We start from the raw sequence: 16939 nt of genomic DNA on the forward strand, positions 1-16939 counted from the left end.
GAGGGACATCGCGAGGCCGGGGAGATGGGCGTCCGGGCTGGCTTGGGCGAGTGCGCGGTGGTGGTCGACGGCTTCCCGGCTCGCGGCCAGGGCTTCCTCCCGTTGTCCCACGGCGCCCAGGCTGGCGGAGAGGGTGTTGAGGGACAGGGCGAGGTGGTGGAGGTGGGCGTCGGGATTGATCTGGGCCAGTGCGCGGTAGTGACCGGTTGCTTCCCGGATCGCGGCCAGGGCCTCCTCCCGCCACCCCGTGTCACCCAAGTGGGCGGCCAGGGTGTTCAGGGACGCGGCGAAGTGGGGCAGGTGGGCGTCCGGGTTGGCTTGGGCGAGTGCGCGGTAGTGGCCGACGGCTTCGCGGATCGCGGCCAGGCCGTCCTGGCGCTGTCCCAGTGCGCCCAGGCTGGCGGACAGGTTGTTGAGTGACATGGCGAGGTGGGGCAGGTGGGGGTCCGGATCCGTCCGGGCCAGGGCGCGGTAGTGGCCGACGGCTTCCTGGACCGCGGTGAGGGCCTCCTCCCGCTGTCCCATGGCGCCCAGGCTGGCTGACAGGGTGTTGAGGGATGCCGCGAGGTGGGGCAGATGGGTGTCCGGATCAGTCTGCGCCAGCGCGCGGTAGTGGCCGACGGCTTCCTGGATCGCGGCCAGGCCTTCCTGGCGTTGTCCCAACGCGCCCAGGCTCGTGGACAGGGTATTGAGGGATCCGGCGAGGTGGTGCAGGTGACTGTCCGGATCCGCCTGCGCCAGGGCGCGGTAGTGGCCGACGGCTTCGCGGATCGCGGCCAGGGCCTGCTCCCGTTGCCCGATCTCACCCAACTGGGCGGACAGGTTGTTGAGGGATCCGGCGAGGTGGCGCAGGTAGGTGTCCGGATCCGTCTGGGCGAGTGCGCGGTAGTGACCGGTGAGGGTGTGGGCGAGACGGACCGCGGTGCGAGCGAGACGCTGGCTGGACAGCGGGAAGTGCTTGTAGAGGGTGATGAGGTCGTTCAGCGTGGTGGCGGGATCGGTGGTGATCGTGTCGAGCGCGGCGGTGAGGGGAGCAGGGTGGTCGGTGCGGGTGGCGGTGGCGATGACCGCCGCCGCGAGCTGCTGGGAGCGGCGGGTGCAGAGGGCGGTGAGCCGGTCGTCCATACGGTGGTCGAAGACGGGGTGGGCGGCGGCGCGGCTGTAGACGGTCAGGAGCTGGTTCGCCTGGGCGTCGTCGGCGCCGTCGAGGAGTTGGTCGGCGAGCGCGGGGTTGGCGTCCAGGGAACGGCCGACGTGGCGTTCGGCGATGCGGTCGGGCTGGAGGGTGCCCCAGGGCAGCGGGGCGACGGCCGGATACAGGGAAGCGATCCAGGCGGTGACGGTGTCGCGCCGGTCGCGCGGCTGGTCGGCCAAGGCCGGCAGGCGCCTCCACAGCACGTCGGCCTCGTCGCGGTCGGCGGCGCCGGCCAGGTGGGCGGCGGCCAGGGCCGTCTCCAGCGTGGCGGTGGACAGGCCTGGGGTGAGGCCGCGGGCGGCGGCACTCTGGTGCCAGTAGCGGCGTTCGTGTCCGAGCAGCCGGTCCTCCACCCCCTCCGCCTCCTCGCGCGCTGTGTCGCCCACGGCGCGGCCGGGCCCGGACCAGGGCAGGTCGACGTGACCGGGTGCGGTGGTGTCGAGGAGATCGGCGAGGGCGGTCATGTGAAGGGTGAGGGCATTGCCGTAGACCTCCTCGTGCAGCCGCACCGGCAGGGGGAGGTTGTTCGCGATGCCGGGCCAGTCGTAGCTCGCCAGGCCCTTGACCTGGCCCAGCGCGGAGGCCAGCGCGTGGACGGCCGCGCGGTAGGCGTCGGGCCTGGCGGCGGGGTCGCCCTCCAGGGGTGCCAGCAGGTGAGTGGGGGCGGCGTCCAGATAGTCCTGGGCAAGGCTTCCGGCGGTCGCGGCCTGGCGCCACCAGTCGCCGTCGGTACGAGCCAGCAGCAGCACCTTGAACGGAGCCGTGCCGGGATGGTCGGCGGCGGCCTCGACCAGGGCTGCCAACTGCTCGGTGCGCGTCTCGGCGTAGTCGAGGACGACCAGCAACGGCTTGGAGACGTCCCGGATCTGCCGCAGCTGATCCGCCGTGGCGTCAGGGCGCGGCCACAGCACAACCCACCGATCGGCGGTGAGGAGCGAGGCGAGGTGATGGCCGAGGCGGGTCTTGCCCTGCCCGCCGGGCCCGTGCAGGAGCCATGCTCCGAACCCGCCCCGGGCGCACCAGGCCGTCAGTTCTTCGAGCAGCTGCCGACGGCCGTGGAAGGGGACGGTCTGCCGCGCGGCGGGCAGCAGCGCGGCCGGTGAGCGCACGGGCCCGGAGTCCCGGGGCCCGGTGGCCGGGTCGTTGAGGTGCTGCAACTCGACCGCGTCCGGACCGGACAGTGAACCGCCGTGCGTGGCCAGGGCGGCGCGGAAAGCCGCATCGTGATGCAGGACGTAGGCGGGGACGGTGTTCAGCTGTCCGTGGCCGGAGTGGGCGCGGTCGGAGGCCACCACGCCCACGAGCAGGCGGTCGCAGCAGACCGCCGCACCCGAGAGTCCGCCCCACGGCGAGGTGCCGGGCGCCGACCACTGCGGCGGATGCTGGAGGAGGTCCATCACATACTGGTTGTGGGTGATCCCGCTGCCCGGGTTCAGCCTGCCGCGCAGCTGCACGGCCTCCGCCGCCAGGCTCTTGTGCTGGGCAAGATCGGGCAGGCCCCAGGTCTCGCACTCGGCGCCGGGCCGGTCGGTGACCAGACGGCCCCAGCGCACCGGGGCGACGGGCGCGCTCCACCCCGGGTTGTCGTCGACCAGGACGAGCGCGGCGTCGTCCCGGCCGCCCGACGTGCCGCACCACACGACCCCGCCGTCCAGGGCACGGTCCCCGCCGGGGTGGAAGACCTGAACCCGCCGCCCGAGCGGCGCCACGCGCTCCTGCCGCGGAACGGTGACGACGTGCGCGGAGGTCAGCACCAACCGCCCGCCCAGCGCGTACCCCGACCCCGGACCACCTGCCCCCGTCACCCCGACAAGACGCGACCGCTCCACCCCGACACCCCCGTCGACCCGTCACCGACCCAAGCCTGCGATCCCCGGGACCGCCCCGATTCCTCCCCGGTCAGTCCTCGATGCGTCCCGAAGTGTCCCCGGGTCCCGCCGCTCGGTCGGAGCTGCCGCTGACCAGCAGGTCACCGCCGTTGACGCTCTGCGGCGTCAGCGTGAACTTCACGCGGTGCGTACGACCGTGTGAGACACCGGCCTTGGCCTCGGCCCCGACCGCCCACAACCGGAACCCCGCCTTCACGCTCGCGTCCGCACGGATCTCGACCTCGAACTCCATCTCCACCGGGCCCACCGCGAACACCACATCCGGATGATTCCCGCCCACGGCCGCCGCCGAGATCAACTCGTCCCGCACCGCAGCCACCGCAGCCACCAGAGGAATATCCATGGACACCCGCCCCTCGTACGACAACACGCCATTCCGGTGCCAACACCGTAGAACCGTCATCACGCCACCCGCAGCCCAACCTTCAACCTCAGAACCGTCGGAGGTCGATGGACGGCACCCCGACGACTTCCGGGCACCTCGAGGTTGCGCTGCGCGGCCAGGTGATCACGCACTGGAGTTCTTTGATCTCGGCGAGGGTGCCCGGCCGGCTGCGCGCAGGGGAATCGGTTCTGGCTCCGGGACGCGGGTGGCTTCGTCGCCCTTCGGATCAGCCGACGACCGGGGCCTCGGCGGCCTGCTGCGCGGCCGGGGCGGCTTCCGCCGGAGCGCCGGCGGTTACGGGGTTCAGCAGGTGCGCGATGTTCCGGGCGGCGGCGGTGACCTCCGCGTCGGAGGCGTCGAGGCCCTGGGCGGCGAAGTAGGTGAAATTGACGCTGAGCAGGGCCATGCGGATGCGCAGCGCCTCCTCGACGGACGCGTCCGGGCCGGTGAGTGCGTCGAACAGGGTGTTCATCCGCTCGTGGACGCTCTGGTGGCCAGGGTGCAGGTCCTTGATCACGCGCTGGTTGGCGAGGGCGAACCGCACCATCCGCGATCCCCGCTCGGACGCCATGTCGATCATCCGGTCGATGGCCTGTGAGACGAGTTGCGGCCCCGGGGCCTGGGTCCGGGCCCAGGTGATCAGTTCGTCGAAGGTGGCCAGGTGCTCGGCGAAGAGCGAGACGACGATGTCCTCTTTGCTGGTGAAGTGGTAGTACAGGGCCGCCTTGGTGACCCCCAGCCGCTCGGCGATCTCCCGCAGCGAGGTGGCTTCGTACCCCTGCTCGGTGAACAGCTCCATGGCCACGTTGCGGATCTCGGCCTTGGTGTCGCTGCCGCGCCGATGCCCTGCGCCTGCCGCCATCGATGTCCGCCTTCTCTCGTCCCCGGGGTTCGGCTTGCCAGCTTACCGTCCGGCAAGTAGTTTACTTAACGACAGGTAAGTGGAGCATCCATCGAACTCCGCTTCGGCCTCGCCGTACGCGGGCCGCGCCTGGAGCAGATCCCCCTTGTTTCGGCGCTCCCGCCGTCCATGAGCCATGTGGACCGGGGCGCCCATCGGCGTGGGCTGCTCGCAGCTTTTGCAGTGACCGTTCGAAGAGAGGCCGTGCCATGGAGTCGACAGCAACGAAGACCGCCGAGGAGGAGGCACCGCCCAGGTTCACCCACCGTGAGATCATGGTGACAATGGGCGGTCTGGTCATCGCGATGCTGCTGGCCATGCTCGACAACATGATCGTCGCCCCCGCGCTGCCCACCATCGTGGGTGACCTGGGCGGGCTGAACCATCTGGCGTGGGTGACCACCGGCTACATCCTGGCGTCGACCGCCGCCACGCCGATCTGGGGCAAGCTCGGCGACCTCCTCGGCCGCCGGGTGACCTTCCTCTCGTCGATCGTGATCTTCCTCATCGGCTCGATGCTCTGCGGCATGTCGCAGAACATGGGCGAGCTGGTCGGCTTCCGCGCCCTGCAGGGCCTGGGCGCCGGTGGCCTGATGGTCGGCGTGATGGCGGTCATGGCCGAGATCGTGCCGCCGCGCGAGCGCGGCAAGTACCAGGGCGTGCTGATGGCCGTCATGCCCGTCGCCATGATCGGCGGCCCGCTGGCCGGCGGCTTCATCACCGACCACCTGAACTGGCGCTGGGCCTTCTACGTCAACCTGCCGCTGGGCATCGCCGCCCTCGCGGTGTGCTGGTTCACCCTGGCCAAGCTGTCCCGCGGCACCGGCAAGGCGCGCATCGACTGGACCGGCGCGGCCCTGCTCACCACCTGGATCAGCACCCTCGTCCTGATCACCAGCTGGGGCGGCAACGAGTACGAGTGGGGCTCGGCCACGATCATCGGCCTGGCCGTGCTGACCGTACTGGCCTTCGTGGCCTTCGTGATCGTCGAGCACCGCGCCGCCGAGCCGATCATGCCGCTGGCGGTCTTCGCCAACCGCAACTTCTCGCTCGCCGGTGCCCTCAGCTTCATCGTCGGCTTCGCCATGTTCGGCGGGGTGACCTTCCTGCCGCAGTTCCAGCAGTTCGTCCAGGGCTCCTCCGCCACCAACAGCGGTCTGCTGCTCATGCCGATGATGCTGTCGTCCATGGCCGTGTCGCTGGCCGGCGGTGCCGTGATCAGCCGCACCGGGCGTTACCGCGCCCTGCCGATCGCGGGCACCGTCCTGATGGCCGCCGGTCTGGCGCTGTTCGCCACCATGGACATCGACACCACCAGCGCCACCACCTCGCTGTACATGGTCGTGCTCGGCGCCGGCATGGGCTGTCTGATGCAGAGCACGATGCTCATCGCCCAGAACAACGCCCCGCTGCGTGACATAGGTGCCGCCACCGGCGCCGCGACCTTCCTGCGCAACATGGGCGGCTCCGTGGGTGTCTCCCTGCTGGGCTCGCTCTACGCCACCACCCTCACCGACAGCGTCACCTCGCACATGGACGCCACGGCCGGCGGCGCGTCCGGCGGCCAGTTCTCGGTCGCCCAGATGACGCCGCAGGCCCTGAAGAGCCTGCCGGAGGCGGTGCAGCACGTGTTCCAGCAGGCCGTCACCGACGGCGTCGGCACGGTCTTCGCCTGGGGCGCGGCCGTGGCCGCCGCCGGACTGCTGATCGCCGTCTTCATCCGCCATGTCCCGCTGCGCGGCTTCGACTCCGCCGCCAAGCCCGGCGCGGCCACCGAGGGCACCGACCAGGACGCCCCCGCCCCGGCCACCGCGGGCTGACCCACCACGTGACCCAAGCCGTCCGGGACGGTCCTTCGACGGACCGTCCCGGACGGCTTTTCGCTATGTCCGCGGCCCGGCCCGTACGGCCCGGCCCGGGCGCAAGGGTCCGTCCCGGCTCGTACGGCCCGGCCGGCTGCCCGAGGAGCGGGAACTGCTGAACCGGACCGCCGCCGCGGCTCCGCCGGTTCCGGTGCCGGCTCTGGCAGGGCCCGCTCGAACGGGCCCGCAGTCTCAAATGACTCCGCCGCCTGCAAGTCTCATTCTGAAGCGATGAAGCGATGAAGCGATGAAGCGATGAAGCGATGAAGCGATGAAGCGATGAAGCGATCAGGCGGCAACGCTGAACCACCCCGGCCGCACCTCGTTCAGAAGTGGCTGCAGCGACCGCACTGCGGACCTCATGCCCTGATCCGTGACGTCAAGAGGCTCCGGCAGGCTCAACCCGTACGCGCGCAACCGCCAGAGATCGAAGACCGCGCTCCCGTCGGCTGCGAAGTCCACGTCGACCTCGGTGCCGTCGTCGTTCACGAAGCGGCACCCTGCCCCGTGGACCTTGTAGGAACAGGTGCCGATGCGATCACTCCGGCTGATCCGGTGCGAACGGGCCAGCCCGACGAGGTCCGCCAGCCGCTCGAGCGAGGGGAGCGCCACCCTCATGGCCCCATCGATCGCGTTCAGAGCGCGGACGCGGCCGAGCACGAGCTCTCGGGCCGACCCGACCCGCTCCATACGGCGTCATCCCCCCTGGGCCCGTGACTGACGGAATTGTTCCATGGGGCCGCAGGCGGGTCCGCAGGACGGCGCCCCGCGACCGGCGACCGGCGACCGGCGACCGAAAATCGTACGCACGTGCGGCGGGTGGACTCTATGATCACTCCGCCCCAGCGTCCGCTGCGACCACACGCGCGTCCGAGACAGGCCGAAGACGATGACGAGCACCGCCCGCAAAGCTCCCTGGATCGTTGCCCGTTCCGCGCAGGCGGCGATAGTGGTGGCCGCCGTGGCGGACGCGTTCCGCGCCGCCGCCGTCCGGGATCACTACCTGCGCGACACGGACGCGTCCCTGAACAAGTCGGGCTTCATCTCCATGATCTTCCTCTATCTGATGATGCTTGCCGTCGCGCTGTTCCTCGCGTGGCTCGCCCGGTCCCGGAGCAACGCCCAGGAGTTGTCCCCCGGGGCCTCGCTCCCGAGTCGGAGCTGGACGATGGGCGCGTGGTTCATACCGGTGGTCAACTTCTTTGTCCCGCGCCGGTTCGTCCTCGACATAGGGCGCGCGAGTTCCCTGTCATGGGAGCGGAAGCGAGACGCGACACCGGTGAACCTGTGGTGGGGCGCCTGGATCGCGCACGCGGTGGTGCTCGTGGTGGGGGGCCGGGTGGCCCCGGGGTCGATGGTCCTCCTCGTGGCGGGGGAGGCGCTCATGATCGCGGCGGCCGTGCTGCTGGCGCTCGTCATCGAGCGCATCACGGCGTTGCAGAGCGCCGCGCTCGGCGCCACCGTCCCGGTCGCACCTGCCGGCCGGGCGTGAGGCGGTTCCCCGCTGTCCGAGGCTTGATCAAGAACGAGAAGTGCCTCTGACCTGCAACGGCCGCGAAACGCGGGCTCCAACGCCATCCACCGGGCCGTTCTGAAGGTCCCGGTCCCGGCCTGTACGCCTGCCGTCGAACCCGACGGCGACATCCGCGACGTCGCCTGGGCCGCCGAACTCACCGGCGGCTGCCTGACGGGCCGGCCGAAGGACCGCGTCCGATCGCGCGCAGGGAACGGCCGCACGCGGGTGGCCGGTTGCGTTTCAGGGACGCCGACTGCATGCGGTTGGTCTGCTTCGCCACCGACACGGCCGGCGAGGCGAGCGCTGCCCCTTGGGCTGCGCCACGGCCGGCGGGTCCGTGCCGAGGACCGCATCCGCGCCGCCCGCGCCACCGGCGTGCACGATCTCCCACTTGATCGTCAGTACATCGGTGTCGTGCCGCCAGATCGCGGGCTGAGCAGGGGAGTTCCTCTCATAGTCAGCCGACTTTTGCCTGTACGGACAGAAGTTCATTATTTTTGAGTGAAACTTTCGCGCAACAGACTCTATCTTTGGTGCGATTCGCGGCTATACGATCCGCAGGAACTTGGACCGAGCCAGTCGCTCACCAGCAGTCCCGGTGGGCACTGACGCGCAGCTCGGCGTAGTACACGCACCTGCCGTCACGTCGTCCCCGTCCCGCCCGTACCGCTGCGATCGATCACCTGCCCGCCTTGTTCTGAATATTCCGGCGCAGATCCGCACCCTTCCCGGCCGGGCCGTCCCCGCACGACGGTCCGTTGGTCTCGCGTACCCCTGAGGAGGTTCCATGCGCATGGCCCTTCGCCGCCGCCTCACCGTGTTCGGCGCGCTGCTCGCTCTCCTGGGCAGCATGCTCATCGGTCTGGCGTCAGCGTCCGTCCCGGCGGCCGCGGCGTCCCCACCGGATACCGCAGTGCCGGAGAACTCCGGCAACCAGTACAGAGTTCTGGTCTTCACGAAATCCACGGAGGCCAACCCGGCGGTCACCGCCGCAGGCGTGAGCGCCATAAGACAGCTGGGCAACCAGCTGCGATTCGCGGTCCAAGTGACCGACGACGCCCGCAAGTTCGACGCGGAGCACCTCAAGCAGTACCGCGCCGTCGTCTTCCTCAACACCAGCGGCGACGTGCTCACCAGCGCTCAGCAGGACGCCTTCGAGGCGTACTACCGCGCGGGCGGCGGCTTCGTCGGCATCGGCTCGGCGATCGAGGCGCAGCCCGACTGGACCTTCCTGTCCGACGCCATCGGCACCCGCTCCACCGGCCGGACCGGTGTGCAGGCCGGCACCATCAAGGTCGCCGACCGCGTCCATGACGCGTCGAAGAACCTGCCGGAGTACTGGACCCACACCGACGACTGGTTCAACTTCAAGTCCAACGTGCGAGGCAAGAGCCATGTCCTCGCCACCGTCGTCGAGGACGCCTTCAAGAAGCAGTCGTGGGGCGGAGACCTCACCGGCATCAGCGGCGGCAAGATGGGCTACGACCACCCGGTCACCTGGTGCAAGGACTGGGAGGGCGGCCGCTCCTTCTACACCGCGCTCGGCAACACCGCCGACAGTTTCGGCGAGAAGGACATGCGCTCCCACCTCGGCGGCGCGATCAAGTGGGCGGCCGGCCAGGCCGACCCGGTGTACTCCGACTGCGGCGCGACCGTGCTGTCCAACTACCAGCAGACGGCCGTGGCGACTCCGCCGAACCTGAACGAGCCGATCGGCTTCGACGTCCTTCCCGACGGCCGGACCCTCCAGACCGACCGCCGCGGCAGCATCCGGCTGCACGACTCCAAGTCGAACAAGACCACCGTGCTGGCCCAGATCCCCGTCTACACCGCCAGCGAAGACGGCATGTACGGGCCGGGCATCGACAACGACTTCAAGAACAATCACTGGGTCTACCTCTACTACGCGCCTCCCACAGTGAAGGACGTGAAGCTGTCGACCGGTGAGGTCGTCACGCAGACCACTCCGACCGCGGACGCGCCGACCACCGGGGCCTCGCCGTCCGTCTGGGATCCCTGGGTCGGGTACTTCCAGCTGTCCCGGTTCAAGTTCGTCGACGCCGACGGAGACAAGCCGGCGCACCTCGATGTCGCGTCCGAGCAGGAGATCATGCGGGTTCCCGTCAACCGCGGCGCCTGCTGCCACGTCGCGGGTGACATCGACTTCGACAAGCACAACAACCTGTGGCTGACCACCGGCGACGACACCCCCTCCGGCGGTGGCAACTCCGGCGGCTTCTCGCCCTTCAACGACATGAAGACCACGACCGGGCAGTACAACGCCCCGTTCGTCGACGCCCGTCGCTCGGCCCAGAACACCAACGACCTGCGCGGCAAGGTCCTGCGCATCTCGGTCAAGGACGGCGACATCGCCACCGGCGCCCAGAACAAGTTCGGCGGCGCCTACACGGTGCCCTCGGGCAACCTCTTCCCGGTCGGCAAGGACAGGACCCGCCCGGAGATCTACGCGATGGGCTTCCGCAACCCGTTCCGGATCCAGGTCGACGAGAACGACGTCGCCTACGTCACCGACTACTCGCCCGACTCGCAGACCCCGCAGAACTTCCGCGGGCCCGCCGGCACCGGCCGGGTGGAGATCGTGCGCAAGCCGGCGAACTACGGCTGGCCGATGTGCGTGCGCCAGGACCTGCCGTACTACCGCTGGAACTTCAACACCTCGACGCCGCTGGACAGCCCCGCGCAGCCGTTCGAGTGCGACAACCCCAACCGCGGGCCGCAGAACGACTCGCGGTGGAACCTGGAGGGCGGGCCCTCCGTCGAGCCCGGTCTGGAGTACGCCCCGCCGGTCGCCAACGCGGACATCTGGTACTCGTTCACGCCCGAGAACCGGGCGGACAACCCGATCGGCACGCCGTGCGCCGCGTACTACAACGGCTCCGGCGCCACCACCTGCCCGCGGCTGTTCCCCGAGCTCGGCACCGGAGGTGTCGGCCCGCACGGCGCGGCCAAGTACCACTACGACCCGGACAACCCGGATAAGACGAAGCTGCCGCCGTACTACGACAACGCCATCCTCATGGGCGAGTTCACCCGGGACACCGTCAAGGAGGTCCGCCTGGACTCCAAGAACCGGGTTTTCAAGATCAACGACGCGCTCGACTGCGCCGGACTCAACGCCCAGCGCGTCCCCGACACCAGCAAGCCGTTCGAGTGCGACAACCCGATGGACCTCCAGTTCGACGGACAGGGGCACTTCTACCTGCTCGGCTACGGCGACGGTTTCTTCAACCCCAACGCCGACGCCGGCCTGTACCGGTGGGACTACGTCAAGGGCCAGCGCGCACCGATCCCGAAGCTCACGGCCACGCCGACGAACGGCCCGGCACCGCTGAACGTGAACTTCTCCAGCGCCGGTTCGCGCGACCCCGACGCGGCCGACTCGATCCGGTTCGAGTGGGACTTCAACGGTGACGGCACCGTCGACTCCGTCGATCCCGATCCGCAGTACACGTACACGACACCCGGTCAGTACACCGCGAAGCTGACGGTGATCGACTCCAGCGGCAAGTCCGCCTCGGCGAACACGACCGTCACGGTCGGCAACACCGCGCCCGTCGTGAAGGTCAACTCGCCGGTCGACGGCGGCCTGTTCTCCTTCGGCGAGGACATCCCGTTCTCGGTGACGGTCACCGACCCGGAGGACGGCACGATCGACTGCAGCCGCGTCGAGGTGACGTTCGTCCTCGGCCACGACACCCACGGCCACGCCGAGCAGTCCGTCCACGGCTGCACGGGCGTCCTGCAGACCGATCCCGACGACGTCTCCCACGGCGGCAACGTCTTCGGCGTCGTCAGCGCCTCCTACACGGACCGCGGCGGTCCCGGCGGCGTTCCGGCGCTGACGACGGTCGCTCAGAACCAGGTCAGGCAGAAGCGCCAGGAGGTCGAGTTCGCGCTCGACCAGTCGGGCACCAGCGTCGCCACGACCAACGACCCGGCCGGCGGCAGCCAGCACCGCGCCGGCCTCGGCGACGGTGACTACCTCGCCCTGAACGGGCCGTTCGACCTGCACAGCATCGACGCGCTGACGTTCCGGGTGGCGAGCACGTCGACGCAGGTGCCCGCGGGCAGTCCGATGGCCGCCGTCGAGGTACGCCTCGACTCGGTGGGCGGGCCGCTTCTCACCACGGCGAACCTCACGTCGACCGGTGCCACGGCGAACTGGGAGAGCCAGAAGTTCCCGATCACCGACCCGGGCGGCAAGCACAAGGTCTACCTCGTGTTCCGGTCGGTCACGGGCGGCCAGACCGGCGCCAACCTCTTCAACCTCAACTGGGCCGAGTTCGGCGGACAAGGAGTGAGCGCTCCCTAGCACCATCTCGCGGCCGGGGGCGCCGCACACCCACTGCGGCGCCCCCGGCCCCGATCCGGTACAGCCACTTCGAAAAGAGAGACCACCATGGCTTTCAAGAACAACCCCAACCGACGCCGCTTCATGGTCGGCGCGGGCGCGGCGGTGGCGGCGGCGTTCAGCCCGATCGGACCCGCCTCCGTGTTCACGCCGGCCCAGGCGAGCGCGGCCAACGGCCGGCTCATCCCCGCCGGCAAGCTGGGCACGATCACCTACAGCCAGCGCGACGTGCCCACCCGGGTCGGCATCGCGGCGAGCAGGTCGCTCGGCGTCGCTCCCACCATGGGCTACCTGGGCGGCCCGAACTTCCCGAAGGACCCCACCGACCTCGGCCCGCTCGTGCCGCTGCCCGGCGGCTGGGCGGAACTGTTCGAGTTCCTCGCGAAGTCCGGCTTCAAGCAGATCGAGTTCGCCGGCTACGGCCAGAACGCCGCGAACCCCGGCGGCGACGTGCCCAACCCGGCACCCGGCGGCGTCACCACACCGCAGTCGCGGGCGGCGTACCTGGCGTACGCGCGCACCCTGCGCGGCTTCCTCGACGCCTACGGCCTGGAGGCGATCGGCAACCACGGGTTCATCCCCAACACGTGGTACGGCCCGAACAGCTCCGGCGGCACCATGGCCGCGCAGGACTACGAACGGCTTCAGACCGAGCTGGAGTTCGCGGCGATCCTGGGCACGCCGTTCATGGGCACCGGCAACGACCCGACGAACTCGGGCAACCGCAACATCGAGCCGTGGACCGTCGCCGGCGAGAAGTGGGAAGCGCTGAACACGATCAGCCGGCAGTGGGACATCCGCCTTTACACCCACAACCACTCACCGGCGTACAACTTCCTTCAGGACGGTCCGATGGTCACCGTGACCCAGGACCGTGTGACCGGCAAGCCGATCGCGCCCACGCAGGTCCGCGGCGAGTCGGGCAAGCGCCTCATGCAGCACTATCTCGACATCACCGACCCGGCCCTGTGCGTCATCGAGATGGACGTGTACTGGGCGCACGTCGCCCAGCACCAGTGGCGGTGGCGCTACGACTGGGAGGGCAACCGCGTCGAGGACGTCTTCGACCCGGCCGCCCAGGTCGCCAGGCAGCCCCAGCGCTACCAGCTCTTCCACGCCAAGGACGGCGACGCCACCGGCGAGGCGCCCGGTGTCGGCAACGGCTACAACTTCATCCCGTTCGGCGACCCTCGCAGCGACATCGACTACACCGGCTTCTACCGAGGCGTCGGCGCCAAGGGGCACTACAACGCGAACTACGAGCAGGACAACGCCCCGGGCGGCACCTCGGACCCGGGCCAGTCCCTGCGCTTCTCCAGGATCAGCGCGGCCGGCATGACGGCACTGCGCGGCTGACAACCGTCGGCACCCCGTCCCGCTCCTGTCGCGGCGGCCCCACGCCCAGTGGCCGCCGCGGCGGGGGCGGGACGCCTGCCGGCACATCCCGTCCCGAGCTTTTGGACTTCGCATCAAAAGTTCCAGCCGGCGGTGCGACCGAAAAGTATGGACCGCTTCGGAAGAAAGTCATTATCGTGAAAGGCAAGGCGCAGCATGCGCTGATATGAACGCGTCAGAGGGGACCCCGTGCGAAGCCCACAACCGCTGCACGCCGATCTGCTGCGGCTGCTGCGCGACGAAGGCGCGTTGTCACGTGCCGAACTGGGCGACCGACTCGAGGTGTCGCGACGGCGGCTGCTCGCCGAACTGGAGCGTCTGATCGCGACGGGCTACGCCGCCGAGGCCGGGGTGGCCACGTCCCGCGGCGGCCGCCGTTCCACGCTCGTCGAACTGAACCCCGACCTGCGCTTCGCCTCCATCGACCTGGGCGTCACCTCGATCGACGTCGAGGTGACCAACGGCCGGCTGGAACAGGTCGCGGCGTACCAGGAGTCCGCCGACCTGCGCTCCGGGCCGAAGGCGATCCTCCGCCGGGTCGACGAGTTGCTCGGCAAGGCCCGCGCCGAGGGGGCCTACGAGCGGCTCACCGCGGTCGGCATCGGAGTGCCAGGTCCCGTGAGCTTCCGTGACGGCGTACCGGTGTCGCCGCCGGTCATGCCGGGCTGGGACCGCTTCCCCGTGCGCGAGTACCTCACCCGTGAGCACGGCTGCCCCGCTGTCGTCGACAACGATGCGAACATCATGGCGGTGGGCGAGCGGCAGGGCGGCGCGGCGCACTCGGTCGACGACTTCCTGTTCGTCAAGATCGGCACCGGGATCGGGTGCGGTATCTACCAGGAGGGGAACGTCTACCGCGGGACCGACGGCTGCGCCGGCGACATCGGGCACATCCAGGTCGACGCGCAGGGGCCGGTCTGTTCCTGCGGCAACGTCGGCTGCCTCGAGGCGCTGTTCAGCGGCGCCGCACTCGTCCGCGAGGCGACCGAGGCCGCCCGCACGCAGCGGTCCCCGGCGCTGGCCGAGCGGCTGGCCGCCTCCGGCACGGTCACGGCGAAGGATGTGGCCGAGGTGGCGTCGGAGGGGGACGCGACGTGCATCCAGCTCATCCGTGAGGGCGGGCGCCACGTCGGCGGCGTGCTCGCCGGTCTGGTCAGCTTCGCCAACCCCTCGATGATCGTGATCGGCGGCGGGCTCGCCCAGCTCGGCCACATCCTGCTCGCCGAGATCCGCAGCGTCGTGTACCACCGGTCGCTGCCGCTCGCGACCAGGAACCTGCCCGTCGTGCTGTCCGAGCTGGGTCCGCGCGCCGGTGTGACCGGCGCCGCGGTGCTGGCCAGCGACCTCGCCTTCGAGCAGGCGTCCTGACGGACGATCCTCAGGACGGCCCCCACACCGCCCTGTCGCCCGCCTTTCGGTGCGCTACCCGGCGGTGATGGCTGCCGCGACGGAGACCGAAGCCGACGGGCTGGACGGCAGGCGGACAGCCGTGGTGCTCGGCCGGGACGGCGCGACCGCCGCCGTCGAAAAAGGCTGGTGTATCCGGCGCCCGGTGAGTCGCGTCAGCAGTGACAGTGGACCCGGACGAGGATCGTGTCGCCCGGAAGGGTCGAGAGGTATGTTTCGCTGCCCGGCCAGGTGTCGGGCAGCGGAGAGTCGAGCAGGGCGCGCGGTCCGCCGGCGCAGACGCCTGGGGCGCTGGGCCTGGGTGTGCCGTCCGGTGCGGGGTCATCGTGGATGAGCCGGGGATCGTCCTCGTATCCAGGCGCGACGGCGAAACCTTGGCCGTTGCTGCCACCGCGAATGCGGCGCGAGTCCCACATGCCGCGATCGACGGGGTTGTCTCCCGAGTCGGAGTCGAAGGGGGCAAGAGCCTTCGCGAGCGCCCCTTCGATGTCGTCCCCGGCCTCGGGCGGCAGACAGACTGTCACCGTCACGCCGGCCATCACCTCTCCTTGTCGTCTCGGCGAAGCCGGATGATTTCACGCGTGCGGACCAGGCCACTGGCCGGGAGCCTCGGCCCAGGTCCCCCTGGCGTCCTTGCCCAAGGCCTCGGCCAAGTCGTCCGATGCTGTGTGTTGGCTCCACCCGGCACGTATGCCTGCGCGACGGCCGCGTAGAGGGTCCCGTCGATGCGCCGACGGCGTTCCGGTGTTCTGTCGGTCGTGCGCGCGGCTGTATGCGTGGGACTTGGCGACCGGCGCCTGCGTGCCGGTTCGTATGCCGTCGTGCCGGACTGCCGGACCAGCGGTTTTCGGCACAGGGGATCTCCTGCTAGCACGATTCGCCTCGTCACATCCATAGCGACACGCTGGTGTCGAGTGGTGAGTGGGTGTGAGGAGATCCATCAAAGGGACTAATCGTACGTCAATCTGCTTTTCTCGATGGCGATATGACTTCTCATCAGTTTCGGAGGGGGAGTCATGAATGCCCCATTTGGCGCTCCCTGCCGGTCTTTCGATATGACTGGTATGACGGCTATAGGTAAGTTTCATTTGCGAGCCGGCTGACGGGCCGGCATTCCTGAAACAGGAGATAGCGACATGAAGCTTCGTTCCACCGCGGTCACCGCCGCTGTTTCGGCCGCCGCGGCTCTCGCCGCGACGGGTATCACCTACGCATCGGCCGCCTCCACCCCGGCCGCCGCCCCCCACGCGGCCCCGGCCGTCGCCGCCGCCCTGCCCGACGGAGGCAACGGGAACGGCGACGACAACAGCAAGGGTGACGAGGGCGGCAAGGGCAACGAGGGCCGCGGCGGCGGTGGTCACCGCTACTACGAGGGCCGCATCGAGATCAACGAGCGGTCGTACTCCGCCTACCCCGGCGACTGCATCACCGTGGTCAGTGGCCTGGGCGCGCGGACCCTGAACGTCCGCAACGACACGAAGCGGACCGTCGAGGTCTTCCGCGGCGCGGTCTGCGACAACGGCGCTCCCATCGCCACCGTCGGCCCGCGCAGCTCCAGCGACGGCGTCCACCCGGGCCGCACCCACGCCATCCACATCAAGCACGGCGTCGTGGCCAGCTTCCGGGTGGTCCGGGACTTCCACGACGGCGGCCGCGGGGACTGGTAGTCGACACCCGCTGACCACATACTGTGGCCCCTCGGCCCACCGGAATCGGGCCGGGGTCCCGGTACGGACCCAACTGCGACAGCCGCAGCCTGTGTGCACCGTACAAGGTGGACACGGGCTGCGGCATCCGACGCCCCCGGGCCGACCCTTCCTTCGCGGGGCGGCCCGACCGGGGTCGTCCACCTGACGGCTCGTGCGAGTACGAGTCTCCGTGCGCCCGCCCCTGCGGGCTTTTGGCGTTTCTCCGTCAGGGAATGAGCGAGTGCCGACGGTCTGATCAGGGTCACCTGCGACGGGATCACGAAATTCGGCCCGTTCGAGATGCTCGACAGGTGCTACCGCCTGTCCGA

11 protein-coding genes and 1 pseudogene are annotated in these 16939 nt (G+C 69.9%); 7 read left to right on the forward strand and 5 right to left on the reverse strand.

Annotation, left to right across the window (positions count from 1 at the left end; translation table 11 throughout):
• The 3 genes from ACWC24_RS22420 to ACWC24_RS22430 form a co-directional block, all read right to left on the reverse strand.
• Positions 1-3000, reverse strand: a 3000-nt coding sequence (locus ACWC24_RS22420; protein ID WP_450664613.1) for a P-loop NTPase, incomplete at its 3' end; no start/stop codon positions are given.
• A 94-nt stretch (positions 3001-3094) separates the two neighbouring features.
• Positions 3095-3427: a trypco2 family protein gene (locus ACWC24_RS22425; protein ID WP_450664614.1), complete on the reverse strand. Its 333-nt coding sequence runs from the start codon at positions 3425-3427 to the stop codon at positions 3095-3097.
• A 268-nt stretch (positions 3428-3695) separates the two neighbouring features.
• On the reverse strand, positions 3696-4331 hold the full coding sequence (locus ACWC24_RS22430) for a TetR/AcrR family transcriptional regulator (protein WP_450664615.1): 636 nt from the start codon (positions 4329-4331) through the stop codon (positions 3696-3698).
• Between the two features lie 248 nt (positions 4332-4579).
• Here ACWC24_RS22430 and ACWC24_RS22435 point away from each other — a divergent pair, with 248 nt between their 5' ends.
• Positions 4580-6190, forward strand: coding sequence for an MDR family MFS transporter (locus ACWC24_RS22435; RefSeq protein WP_450664616.1), 1611 nt, complete (start codon positions 4580-4582; stop codon positions 6188-6190).
• 330 nt (positions 6191-6520) lie between these two features.
• Here the strand turns inward: ACWC24_RS22435 and ACWC24_RS22440 are convergent, their stop codons facing one another.
• Positions 6521-6922, reverse strand: a complete 402-nt coding sequence (locus tag ACWC24_RS22440) for a DUF6896 domain-containing protein (protein ID WP_450664617.1) — start codon at positions 6920-6922, stop codon at positions 6521-6523.
• 199 nt (positions 6923-7121) lie between these two features.
• On the opposite strand from ACWC24_RS22440, the gene ACWC24_RS22445 reads away from it, so the two are divergent.
• From ACWC24_RS22445 to ACWC24_RS22465, 5 genes and pseudogenes are all read left to right on the forward strand, one after another.
• Positions 7122-7724, forward strand: coding sequence for a DUF4328 domain-containing protein (locus tag ACWC24_RS22445; RefSeq protein WP_450664618.1), 603 nt, complete (start codon positions 7122-7124; stop codon positions 7722-7724).
• A 75-nt stretch (positions 7725-7799) separates the two neighbouring features.
• Positions 7800-8141 (forward strand): annotated as a pseudogene (locus ACWC24_RS22450) (IS1380 family transposase); the annotation flags it as partial.
• A 394-nt stretch (positions 8142-8535) separates the two neighbouring features.
• Complete coding sequence (locus tag ACWC24_RS22455; RefSeq protein WP_450664619.1) at positions 8536-12081, forward strand: ThuA domain-containing protein; 3546 nt, start codon at positions 8536-8538, stop codon at positions 12079-12081.
• Between the two features lie 87 nt (positions 12082-12168).
• Positions 12169-13476, forward strand: coding sequence for a sugar phosphate isomerase/epimerase family protein (locus ACWC24_RS22460; RefSeq protein ID WP_450664620.1), 1308 nt, complete (start codon positions 12169-12171; stop codon positions 13474-13476).
• A 228-nt stretch (positions 13477-13704) separates the two neighbouring features.
• A complete protein-coding gene (locus ACWC24_RS22465) occupies positions 13705-14883 on the forward strand; it encodes an ROK family transcriptional regulator (RefSeq protein WP_450664621.1) in 1179 nt (392 codons plus the stop codon).
• Between the two features lie 194 nt (positions 14884-15077).
• On the opposite strand, the gene ACWC24_RS22470 is transcribed toward ACWC24_RS22465, so the two are convergent.
• Complete coding sequence (locus tag ACWC24_RS22470) at positions 15078-15461, reverse strand: hypothetical protein (protein ID WP_450664622.1); 384 nt, start codon at positions 15459-15461, stop codon at positions 15078-15080.
• Positions 15462-16058: 597 nt separating this feature from the next.
• Here ACWC24_RS22470 and ACWC24_RS22475 point away from each other — a divergent pair.
• A complete protein-coding gene (locus tag ACWC24_RS22475) occupies positions 16059-16589 on the forward strand; it encodes a hypothetical protein (protein ID WP_450664623.1) in 531 nt (176 codons plus the stop codon).
• Positions 16590-16939 lie beyond the last annotated feature (350 nt).

The organism is Streptomyces sp. NPDC001443 (genome assembly GCF_053597355.1).